We start from the raw sequence: 10,450 nt of genomic DNA on the forward strand, positions 1-10,450 counted from the left end.
TGATGCTGCGGAGTTCTATGCTGTGATAAACGTCACAGTCTATACGTGAAGCAGCTACCGGGAGTTCTCCAAATGTAAATGTTTGTAAAATGTTTATGCGGGTATGCTGTCTCAAGGCCACGGTAAAAGCATTTGTTGTGTTTTGCAGCTAACGTTTCATTGTTGCGGGGTGGGTCAGCACTGATACCTGGTGCGTAGCGGCAGGTGCAATGCGCCCGATCCTGATGTGGTTACAAGGATTACTCCATTGAATAATGCCCTGTCACTGCTGGAAGGCCAGCAAGCCATTCACGAACTGATCGCAAGGCAACGACCATTGCCGGAAACCCTGAATGCGATCACCGACTGGGTGAGTCAGATGATGCCCGGCGCGCTGGTGTCCATCATGCGCTACGAACCGGATCGCCACACCCTTAGCCTGGTTCCCAGCAGCCAGTTCTCGGCGGCGTATACAGCGCTCATGCAGGAGCAGCCGGTCGCCCCGGGTATTGGCACCTGTGGCACCGCCGCCCATGACAGGGAAATGGTCATTACCGAAGACATTCACCAGGATCCAAAGTGGGAGGCGTTTCGTGACGCCGCCGACCGGGAGCAGCTCAGGGCGTGCTGGTCGGTACCCATCCTTGCCGGAGATGGCGAGCTGTTGGGCACCTTTGCCACCTATTACCGGACGCCCACCTACCCCACACAAACCGCTATCCGCAGCCTGGAGCGCGCCGCCGGACTGACCGCGCTGGCGTTACTTCGCTACCGGGATGTCAATCAGCATACGGCCTTGTCCGAATGGCACCGAACCCTGTTCGAGAACCAGCCCGATGGCGTCTACACCTTCGACCTGCAGGGCCGGTTCCAGAGTTGTAACCCGGCACTGAAGCACATTACCGGCTATACGGAAGAGCAGCTTATCGGTTTTCACTTTAACGACTCGGTGGAGCCTGGCTACCGGCAGCTGACCCAGGCGTACTTCGACCGGGCCTGTGCCGGTGAGTCGGTAACCTACGAGACCATGGGGACCCACGCCGACGGCCACCCCTACCACCTGGAGATCACCAACTTCCCGGTCATCCTGGGTGGCGAGATAGTGGGGGTCTACGGTGTTTGCCGGGAGATTACCGGGCGCAAACAGCAGGACGCCGAGCTACGTCTGCTCCAGCGGGGTATTGAAGCCAGTCCGAACGGCATCCTCATGGCCGATGCGCTCACCCCGGGCTTGCCGGTCGTCTATGCCAACGCTGCGTTTACCGAAATCACCGGTTACCAGCACCATGAGATTATCGGGCACAATTGCCGTTTCCTGCAGGGTCCGGACACCGATCCGGCCAGCATTGAGCGGATTCGCGCCGGCATCAAAAACCAGTCCGACGTGGACGTGGTACTTCGTAACTATCGTAAGGACGGCACGCCATTCTGGAACCAGCTTCGTATCAGCCCGGTTTTTAATGAGGCTGGCACCTGCACCCATTTCATCGGTATCCAGCAGGATATTTCCCACCAGAAGGAACAAGAGGCGCGCATTGCCTACCAGGCCACCCATGACCTGCTCACCGGCTTGCCCAACCAGGCGCTATTCGCGGAGCACCTGGGTGAAGCCCTGAACGGGCCGGAGGCCCATAAGCGCCTGGTGGTGGCCCTCTACCTGGACCTGGACGGCTTCAAGCCTATCAACGAAGGCCTTGGCCATGAGGTTGGCGACCAGGTACTGGCCACCGTCGCCGAACGCCTGAGAACCGTATCGCCGCCAGGAGCCCTGCTGGCCCGCCTGGTGGGGGACGAGTTTGGCGTCCTGTTGGGCGGCGTTGACAATGAGCAGCAAGTAACCGAGCTGGCAGAGCGGATCCTTGAGGCGCTCTCGGCACCCATCGATGTGCAGGGGCACAAGATTCACCTGAGCACCAGCATCGGCATTGCCAGTAACCAGCTTGCCCTGGATATGCCCTACGAGCTCATGCAGTATGCCGACCTGGCGCTTGATAAGGCGAAACGCCAGGGCCGCAATACCTGGCAATGGTTCCGGGGCGCCCAGCCAGCTGATACCCGCCACAGCGTCGCCCTGCGCCACGACTTGCATAACGCCCTGAAAGAAGGTCAGTTCGAGTTGTACTACCAACCCCTGGTGGATGCTGACAGCGGTCGCATTCGTAGCGTCGAGGCCCTGGTGCGCTGGCACCACCCAACGCAGGGCATGGTGTCGCCCGGTGAGTTTATCCCCCTGGCCGAACAGACGGGCCAGATCGTGCCCCTGGGACGGTGGATTCTCACCCAGGCCTGCCAGGATATGGTCCGGTTCAACGCCAGCCGGGAACATGGGCTGCCGGTAGCCGTCAATATATCCTCGCTGCAGTTTCACCGGGACGGCTTCCTTGAGGATATTCGTCATATCCTGACGCAAACCGGCATGCCGCCAGGGCTGCTGGAGCTGGAAGTCACCGAGAGCGTACTGCTCGACGGGACCGGTCCGGTCATGGAACTGATGGAAACCCTCAAGGAAATGGGTATCCGGGTGGCCCTGGATGACTTCGGTACCGGGTTCTCCAGTCTGAGCTACCTGAGAGACCTGCCCACCCACAAGGTCAAGCTTGATCGGAGCTTTATCAAGGATGTCGGCAATGACCGGCGCATTGCGGCCATTGTGCAGGGGGTGATCACAATGGCCCACCATATGGATATGTGCGTGGTAGCCGAGGGTATAGAAACCCGGGAGCAACACGACGACCTGGCCAGGCGGCACTGTGACCTGCTGCAGGGCTACTACTTTGCCCGCCCCATGCCCCTGTCGGCGCTGCAGGCATTGCCTGAGCGGCTGCCTGTCCCCCGGGATACCTGAACGCCCCTGTCAATTCCGGGGCGCGGTTCCTGGCTGCAATCACTATCCCTGTCGTTTCCTCGCCAGGTGCATCTCGTAAGGTATCGGTCAGGACCGGAAATGAAGTAATCTTCCCGGCGAGCGACGGTGGTTGTCGTCTTGCAACGTCACGATACCGCTTCCAGGAAAACAGGGTACAGGAGAGGGCATGCCGAAGTTTTTGCACACCGCAGACTGGCAAATGGGTCGAACATACAGCCGCTTTGATATGGAAGATGGCGCCGCACTTGTCGAGGCCCGGTTTGAAGTCATTGAGACCCTTGCAAGGCTGGCCTCTGACCATCAATGCGATGCCGTCCTGGTTGCCGGCGATGTGTTCGACGCACAAACGGTCTCGGATCGCACGATTCGTCGCGTTTTCAATGCCACGGCCAGTTTCTCCGGCCCCTGGGTCATGCTTCCGGGCAATCACGATGCAGCCCTTGTGGAGAGCGTCTGGAGTCGTGCGCAACGCCTGGACGCGGTACCCGGGAACGTTCACCTGGCGTTGGAGCCCGGTGTTATTACCCTCGACGAACAACGGCTGGCGGTGCTGTGCGCTCCGTTGACCCAGCGCCATACCTACGACGACCTGACCGGGGCTTTCAGTGACTACGAAACCCCCGAGGCGCTCGTCCGGGTCGGGTTAGCCCACGGCAGTGTGCAGGGCCTTCTCTCAGAAGACATCGATGCAACCAATCCCATCGCCCAGGACCGGGCCCAGGCCAGCCGGCTGGATTACCTGGCGCTGGGGGACTGGCATGGCACCAAGCAGGTCAATGAACGGACCTGGTACAGCGGCACCCCGGAGCCGGAGCGTTTTCGCAACAACGACGCCGGGCAGGCGCTTATCGTGACGATCGATGAGCCGGGCTCGACACCCGCGGTCCAGGCTGTCACCACCGCCCGTTACCAGTGGCACCAGTGGCGGGAAACCTTATCGGTGGACTCCGACCTTGATCAGCTGCTTGAGCGCTTGCAGGCCTTGCCGCAGGCGAGCGTATTGGACCTGCGCCTGGAGGGGCAGGTTACCCTGGCGGGGGAGGAGCGGCTCAATCGCGCCCTGTCCGAGGCGGAGGCCCGGTTCCGCAGCCTGCTGAGTGACCGCAGCGCCCTGAAGCTGACACCGACGGATGAGGATATAGCGGCGCTGCGGGCAGACGGTTACCTGGGGGACGTGATCGAGGAATTAAGGGAGCAGCAGTCCGGCGAGGACGGTGAGCTGGCCCGGGACGCACTGGCCATTCTGGCGTCTGTGCTGAAGGGGCAAACGCAGGAGGCGGCGGAATGAAACTCCAGAAGCTGCAAGTCGAACAGCTGCGACAGTTTCAGCAGCCCCTCGTGCTGGACAACCTGCAACCCGGGCTTAACCTGATCCACGGGCCCAACGAATCCGGCAAGAGCACACTGGTGCGGGCGATTCGTGCCGCCTTCTTTGAACGTTACAGATCAAAGTCGGTGGATGACCTGAGCCCTTGGGGCGATTCGGGGGCATCTCCGACCATCCGCCTGGAATTTGAGCACCAGGGAACCCCCTGGCGATTGACCAAGAGCTTCCTCAAGCGTGCCCGGTGTGACCTGAGTATCGGCACAGAAACCTACAGCGGCGACCAGGCCGAAGAACGGGTGGCCGAACTGCTGGGTTATGAATACTCGAAGAAAGGCAGCAGCAAGGCTGAGCACTGGGGCATACCCGGCTTGCTTTGGGTAGAGCAGGGCACCGGCCAGGAAGTCCAGAAAGCCATTGAACACGCCGGAGACCATCTGCAATCGGCGCTGAATGCGCTGGTCGGCGAAGTGGCGAGCAGCGGCGGTGATGCCGTTATTGAAACCCTCAGCGCTGAACGGAACAAGTTACTCACTCGTACCGGCCAGCCCACCGGTGACTTCAAGCAACTGGTTGAACAACGCCAGGAGCTGCAGCAACGGAAAGCAGACCTGCAGGAGCGGGTTTCCCGATACCAGGACTATGTTGACCGGCTGCAGTCCGTCACCCGGGAGTATCAGCATGACCAGCAAACGCGACCGTGGGAGGCTGCACAACAGCAACTGACCGAGGCCCGGGCCCGGCTGGACAAGCTCGAACAACTGGAGCAGCAACAACAGCAGGAAACGCAGACGCTGAGCCATATCGACCAGCAACGGAAACTCACTGAACAACGCCTTGATGACCTGCGGCGAATCGACCAGCAGAAAGCGGATCGCCAGGCCGGGCTGGAAAAGGCGGAACAAAGCCTGCGGGACGCCAAGGCCCGGGGACCGGCGCTGGCGGAGCAGCTGCGGATTGCCCGTGACGATTACGAGACCTCACAAAGCCGCCTGAAAACGGCCCGCTTGCTGGCGGAGCGGCAACGGATCGGCAAGGAGATTGAACGGCTCACCCAGCGCAAGGCCCTGTTGGCAGGCAATCGCGACAAGGCCCGCAAGCATCAGGGGCAGGTGGCCGAGGCCCGGCAGCAGGCACGGGACAACCGTATTGACGCCGGGGCCGTGCAAGACCTGAAAAAAACCGAGCAGGCCCTGGGCCATGAACGGATCCGCTCACAGGCCATTGCGACACGGCTGAGCTGGAAGCTGGCGCCGGAGTCCGGCGCCAGGCTCGGTGACAGCGGGCTGTCGGAGCAGGGCGAGCAACAGTTGCTGGAGGCGTCCAGGCTGACGATTCCGGGTGTGGGTCATTTCGACATCACACCGGGCGGAGAGCAACTGGCCGAGACCCGCCGCAAGCTGGAGAGCCTGGAGCAGGCCTGTGCCGATCAGTTAGCCCAGCTGGCCGTGACCTCGGTAGAGGAAGCCGAGCAACGCAAACTGGCCTATGAAAAGGCGGATCAGCAACGCCGGCACGCGGAAGAGTTGCTGCACTCAGTGGCACCGGCCGGCGTTGAGGCGCTGGATGCGGAGCTGTCTGAAGTCGAACTGGAACTCAAAAACCATCATCAGCGGTTACAGGCGAACCCACTGCCTGCAGACGCGGACGATGGGTTGTCGTTGTCAGAGGCCGAGGCCGTCAATGATCGCGCCGAAAGCCACCTGAAAACCTGTGAGCACCAGCAAAGGGAGCTCGAAGCATTGACCATGAGCCGGCAGCAGGCACGTGACAATGCGTTTGCAGAATGGCAACGGCTCGACCAGGAAACCGGAAGCCAGGCGCACCAGCAACAGCTGGCGGACCTGAAACAACGCCTGGAGGCACTAACCGGCGAGCGTGACCAGGCCCGCACCAACCTGGAGCAGCGGGCCAGGGAAATCCAGCAGGCCCACCCCGACATCCTGCGGCAGGACATCGAACGATACCAGATCACCATCGACAACCTGCGCAACCGACAGCAAGGGCGAGACCGGGAAATCCGCGAAATTCGGGCCCGGCTGGATGCTTGGGGCGCAGAAGGCCTGGAAGAGACGCTGCAGGAAGTGGCCGCGGACTGCGAGCGGTGTGAGCGACGTTACCGGGAGCTATCCCGGCGGGCAGACGCACTGGAGCGACTGGTCAGCCTGCTCAACGAAAAGCGGCAGGCATTGACCCGGCGCCTGCAGGCGCCACTGCAAAGGCACCTTGATCACTATGTCTCGCTGTTGTTTCCGCAGGCCAGGCTGGCGCTGGATGACCAGCTGCAGCCGGACACCTTCACCCGCGGCAGCGAGTTGGGGCCAGTGAAGGACCTGAGTTTCGGCGCCCGTGAACAGATGGGGCTGATCAGCCGGCTGGCCTATGCAGACCTTCTGAAAGAGGCTGACCGGCCAACCCTGGTCATACTGGATGACACACTGGTCCACAGCGATCAAAGCCGCCTGGACGACATGAAGCGAATACTGTTCGACGCCGCCCGGCGGCACCAGGTCCTGTTATTCACCTGTCATCCCGAGAAGTGGCAGGACCTTGGTGTATTGCCAACCGACCTTGAGCAGTTAAAGAGTGCACCGGCGCCGGCGAGTTAAATACTGGGCACCGCCTATTTACTTGTCACCCCCGGAAGCCGGCAAAGGGGGCTTGAGCAAACCCGGCGAGGCGGGTAAATTCTCGCCACGAATCCATACCCAGTTGGAAACAGGGTGGCAGGAACGGGTTGCAATCTTGTTGTGCAGCCCTCATTGAACTACCACGCATCGATCCCTGGCAGGCACTGCCTGAACCCGTGACCCGACACCCACGGGTCCTGTCCATCGGTGTATCCATTGACCTGTAGTTGCTTTGTTACCTCACCACAAAAGGATGATTCAGCCACCTATGGCGATTCAGTTCTATGACAAGGGCGAACTTTCGTCCGGCTTTTACGGTTGGCGTGTCGCTGCGATGATTCGCGGCAAGCGCTATCAGAAGTACTTCAGCCTGCGCCGTCCCAGTGAGGCCGTGCCCGAAGCTCTCTGGCACCGCTACCAGGAAACCCGCGCTGAGTACTACGAAACCCGCTGGGCCATGCGGGCCGCGGCCATTAAGTACCTGGACTTCATTCGTACCGAGCACCCGCGGGTAAAACCCTTTCGGGGTGTTGGCTTCCAGGGCATCACCCTGGGCATCGGAACCATCGGTGGTAATCCGGCGGAACAGTGCTACTTCCAGGTGAACGCGCCGGGCAACCCCATGCGCATTGCCATCACCGAGCAGCAGACTATTTCCAGAGCCTGGGATCGCGCCGTCGCTCTGTGGGGCGAGGCGTTCGGTATCCGTCAGAAGGACATCGACGCAAAACGCCAGGCCCCGCCCACGCCGGAACAGTTCAAGCGGCTGCGCAAGCACATGAACGATGAAGAAAGTGCCAGCCTTGGGGTGGGTGTGCTGCACCACGTCTATGCAGAACAGCGTGCTGAGTTTGAACGTCAGAAATCCCGCACTCGCCTTAAAGAGCGGCCTGTAGACCAGGATGACCTGCTGGATGTGCATGCCCGCCTGGAGCGGGAGATCAGTGAGTTTATGGAAAAGTCCGGGGCACGGGCCTGAACCCGGCGCTACGGCGCCCGGGCATTTGCCGCCATTGTAGAAGACCGCGAGCCTGGCAACCGGTTTCTGGTCAGTGGCACGGTTCACTCGGATGAAGCCCGGTCGGGGCTGTATCCCCAGGGTGTCCAGCGTCAACGAATCAATGCGGCCTTTGATGTCATGCAGGAAGGGCCGTCCCCGGCGATCACATCCGGGGACGGCTGAGAGGTGTTACTCCTGTCGGCGGTAGGGGTCCTGGTTATACGCCTTGACCTCGGCCCGGGCGACCACGTTGTGGTGAACCTCGTCCGGCCCGTCTGCCAGTCTCAGGGTACGCTGCTTGGTATACATGTCGGGCAGCTCTGACCACTGGCTGACGCCGGTGGCACCGTGGATCTGGATCGCTTCGTCGATAATCTTGCAGACCTTCTCTGGTACCATGGCCTTGACCATGGAGACCCAGACGCGGGCTTCCTTGTTGCCAAGCACATCCATCGCCTTGGCGGCCTTTAGGACCATCATGCGCATGGCTTCAATTTCGATCCGCGCGCGGGAAATGGTTTCCATGTTCTTGCCCAGATCCAGGATCGGGCGACCGAAGGCTTCACGACCCTGGCCGCGTTCGATCATCAGGTCCAGTGCTTTCTCGGCGGCGCCGATGGAGCGCATGCAATGGTGGATGCGGCCCGGGCCCAGTCGCAACTGTGAAATCTCGAAGCCGCGGCCTTCACCCCACAGTATGTTCTCTTTCGGGACCCGCACATTCTCGAGTGTGATATGCATGTGGCCATGGGGGGCGTCATCGTGGCCGAACACGTGCATGGGGCCGACCACTGTCAGGCCCGGCGCATCCATGGGTACCAGGATCTGGGACTGTTGGCGCCAGGCCTCGGCATCCGGGCTTGTCTTGACCATGCAGATCATGATCTTGCAGCGGGGATCGCCGGCGCCGGAAATGTAGTACTTTTCGCCGTTGATGACCCACTCGTCGCCTTCCAGCACCGCGCTGGTTTCAATATTGCGAGCATCTGAAGAAGCCACATGGGGCTCGGTCATACCGAAGCAGGAGCGGATCTCGCCTTCCAGCAATGGCTTCAGCCACTGCTCTTTCTGCTCGGGGGTACCAACCCGTTCCAGTACCTCCATGTTGCCGGTGTCCGGCGCGGAGCAGTTGAGGGTCTCCGAGGCCAGGGGGTTCTTGCCCAGTTCCACCGCCAGGTAGGCGTAATCGAGGTTCGACAGACCTTCACCGGTTTCGGCGTTGGGCAGGAAGAAGTTCCACAACCCGGCCTCCTTGGCTTTCTGCTTCGCGCCTTCAAGCAGCTCGAGCTGGCCGGGAGCGTAGCTGAACCGGTCTGCGCGGCCCTGGCCCAGGCGTTCGAATTCCTCCAGGATGGGGTCGACATTGTCACGGATATGTTGCTTGACCGCCTCAAGCAGTGGCCGGGACTTTTCCGACATGGTGAGATCGTTCATTTCTGCTGGCGTGGTAGTCATGTCCACGAGGGCTTCTCCTTGTTGTAGTGAGCTTTCCAGACTCGGGGTTGAGGGGGCTTTCCGACAGTCGACGGATTGCCTTCTGTTATTCTTCGTCCAGGTTCCGGCGGAACCGCTGCAGACGCCTGCGGCCCCTGATACAGGTCAGGCCGGAGGTGGGTCAGCTAACGTTAGAGTGCAGACCAGGTAGAGTCAATCATAAAACGAGCGGGCGCTCTATTGCTATTGTTTAGTGCTTTGCTGGGGAATCACTCCAGCTAGAAACAAGAGAGGGAGGTCCGTAAATAGCTGATATTAATTGATGTTATATGGCTGCTAGCGTCGTGGCTCAACCTTGTGGGCATCAGAGATTCTTGCCCAGTGCGTAATTCGACCTTTCATACCATCCCAAAAATACTTGAGGTGTTCTGATTGCACCGGCGCTTTCAATGCCACGGGCTTGAATGCGGCAATGCACTCGTATCCTGGTCGCCGCACAGATTGATAGAGCAGGCCGCAAGCAGCTGCGCCTGAGCTGGACTGCCATCGACAACATCATGGAGCGGGCTGTGCGCCGGGGCCTTGCCAATGCGCCTGACCGAGATACGACCCAGCTGGCTGTCGATGAGACCGCATTTCGCAAAGGGCACGATTACGTAACGATCGTCTCCAACGGCCATGGGCAAGTTCTGTCCGTGGAAGACGGCAGGTCTGCACACAGCCTTGGCCGCTTTTACGCCAGCCTGGATGAGCCTCATAAGCAAGAGATCATCTCAATCTCCATGGATATGAGTCCGGCTTATCAGAAAGCGACGTTCGACCATATCGAGAAGGCCCATCGGAAGATCGCGTTCGATCATTTCCATGTCGCGCAGATGCTGACCCGAACGCTTGATGCCACTCGCAAGGCTGATATGAAACGAGCGGATAGCTCTATGCGGCAGGAGATTCATCGAAGTCGATACACTTGGCTACGACACCGTAAGGGCCTCGAAGGGCAGCAGATTCAGCAAATCAGGCAGTTGTCGGATGTACTCAAAGACACCGGTCTGGTGTGGTACCTCAAGGAGAAGGCGCGAGATATCTGGCGCGGCTACCGGGTTAAAGGCGCTCGTGCGGCGTGGCAAGAATGGATTCAAAGTAAGCGCCAATAAACCAGCACCTACTTTCGGTTACCAAGATTGCCCACACTGATTTCCTCGTCAACCCAGGAGGAA

The 10,450-nt window shown here is 60.3% G+C and carries 7 protein-coding genes and 1 pseudogene; 6 read left to right on the forward strand and 2 right to left on the reverse strand.

Annotated elements, in window-relative coordinates; translation table 11 throughout:
• Nucleotides 1-247 precede the first annotated feature (247 nt).
• The 5 genes and pseudogenes from MLC59_RS09940 to MLC59_RS09960 form a co-directional block, all read left to right on the forward strand.
• Nucleotides 248-2,824 (forward strand): bifunctional diguanylate cyclase/phosphodiesterase, encoded by a 2,577-nt coding sequence (locus MLC59_RS09940; protein WP_248233883.1) that lies wholly within the window; start codon nucleotides 248-250, stop codon nucleotides 2,822-2,824.
• 187 nt (nucleotides 2,825-3,011) lie between these two features.
• Entirely contained in the window at nucleotides 3,012-4,133 is a 1,122-nt protein-coding gene (locus MLC59_RS09945) for a metallophosphoesterase family protein (RefSeq protein WP_248233885.1), read from the forward strand.
• Complete coding sequence (locus tag MLC59_RS09950) at nucleotides 4,130-6,778, forward strand: AAA family ATPase (protein ID WP_248233888.1); 2,649 nt, start codon at nucleotides 4,130-4,132, stop codon at nucleotides 6,776-6,778. Before MLC59_RS09945 ends, MLC59_RS09950 begins: the two co-directional genes overlap by 4 nt.
• Before the next feature lie 289 nt (nucleotides 6,779-7,067).
• Nucleotides 7,068-7,778 carry a hypothetical protein gene (locus MLC59_RS09955; RefSeq protein WP_248233897.1) on the forward strand — a complete coding sequence of 237 codons (711 nt, stop codon included), beginning with the start codon at nucleotides 7,068-7,070 and terminating at the stop codon, nucleotides 7,776-7,778.
• A gap of 27 nt (nucleotides 7,779-7,805) precedes the next feature.
• Nucleotides 7,806-7,982 (forward strand): annotated as a pseudogene (locus tag MLC59_RS09960) (LPD1 domain-containing protein); the annotation flags it as partial.
• A gap of 6 nt (nucleotides 7,983-7,988) precedes the next feature.
• On the opposite strand, the gene MLC59_RS09965 reads toward MLC59_RS09960, so the two are convergent.
• A complete protein-coding gene (locus tag MLC59_RS09965; protein WP_248233905.1) occupies nucleotides 7,989-9,254 on the reverse strand; it encodes an acyl-CoA dehydrogenase family protein in 1,266 nt (421 codons plus the stop codon).
• Between the two features lie 315 nt (nucleotides 9,255-9,569).
• Entirely contained in the window at nucleotides 9,570-9,731 is a 162-nt protein-coding gene (locus MLC59_RS09970) for a hypothetical protein (RefSeq protein WP_345799765.1), read from the reverse strand.
• On the opposite strand from MLC59_RS09970, the gene MLC59_RS09975 reads away from it, so the two are divergent.
• The gene (locus MLC59_RS09975; protein WP_345799766.1) at nucleotides 9,698-10,387 is read left to right on the forward strand and encodes a transposase; all 690 of its coding nucleotides are present in this window, start codon (nucleotides 9,698-9,700) and stop codon (nucleotides 10,385-10,387) included. The genes MLC59_RS09970 and MLC59_RS09975 overlap by 34 nt on opposite strands.
• The last annotated feature ends 63 nt before the right edge of the window (nucleotides 10,388-10,450 follow it).

It is taken from the genome of Marinobacter bryozoorum, from assembly GCF_023156245.1.
GTDB lineage: Bacteria > Pseudomonadota > Gammaproteobacteria > Pseudomonadales > Oleiphilaceae > Marinobacter > Marinobacter bryozoorum.